Source organism: Pararhizobium sp. P1_E7 (assembly GCF_056405855.1).
Map to the genome: position 1 here is coordinate 1 of NZ_JBFUBH010000223.1, position 1,089 is coordinate 1,089.

The window sequence follows — 1,089 nt, forward strand, 5'->3', positions numbered from 1 at the left end:
ATCTCGACTCTAGTGATATGAACGCGCTCCAACGCGCGCTCACGGATGCCGGCTACCTTGGGGACTCATGGGTAAGAGCGGCGCGGTTCCTCATTGAACAGTTTCAGCACGGTGGGTGCGACGAACAAAGCCTTACACTTGCGCTGCAGAAGCGCGAGCGGCTACTGAACCGTGATCAAATGGATTGCGATGATCTCGCCCAATGGATGAACGACGGGGGCGCTTRATCACGCTGTCGGTGATCCCCTGCGCTTCTGTTTTCAGCGCCGCCGTCCCTGATTCAGAACGAGGACGCCGACACGTCAAACCAAACATTGCCTTTCGCTAAATCAATCATGAACGGTCGTTGAACGAACAATGCACGGTTGCCGAACTACTGCAGCGCAGTCCGTCTTTTTGATGATGGAAGGCGGCTACGTAAGGCATCGCCTCGAATGGGTGCCTACATCGACACGACGAGCAAAAAAACTAACAAGCCTATTWAGCCTGTCAAAGTCGTGCGGGCCCTATGCATAAAGAAACCGGCCACTGCGAGATACAGAAATCAGAGGCCCATTGCCTAATAGATTATGTGCTCCGTATTCATGCCACTACCGCCACCTCTCGCATCGCGCTGGCGCAGGCAGTGATAATAGTTCATCTCGCTACAGATTTCAGCAGGACGGTCTGGCCGATGCTGCAACCAGCATCACCGCGAATCTGCCAATTGCGGCGTGTCAGTGCCCGCTGATAGCCGCTCTAAGTCTCGTCTGGCCCGACGAGCAGACTGAACAATCCACATTGCAAATGGCTTAGGCTGACGACGCGAGTGCCTTCTGCCTCTCTGCCTGTGCCCGATGTTACACGCGAACCGCCACGACCCTGTTACGTCACTCTGATAGGTTATGCTGAAAAAAGGGAGAAACGCAGTGGCACAAGAATTGACCATGTCCGAAGTTTTAAGAGACCCCCTGATACGACAGTTGCTGCGCGCTGACGGGATTCCTCTGGGATCGTTCGCAGTGATACTCGAAAAGGCCGCAAACAGACGGAACGCCCAGGCCGCCGCTATCGCCATCACGCCGAATGAACCAGCCGCGAACATGGCCC

General features: G+C 55.2%; 1 protein-coding gene. It reads left to right on the plus strand.

Annotated features, from left to right (window positions below):
- Positions 1-908: 908 nt before the first annotated feature.
- On the plus strand, positions 909-1,089 hold a 181-nt coding region (locus tag AC1D17_RS29070; protein WP_477568652.1), incomplete at its 3' end, for a hypothetical protein.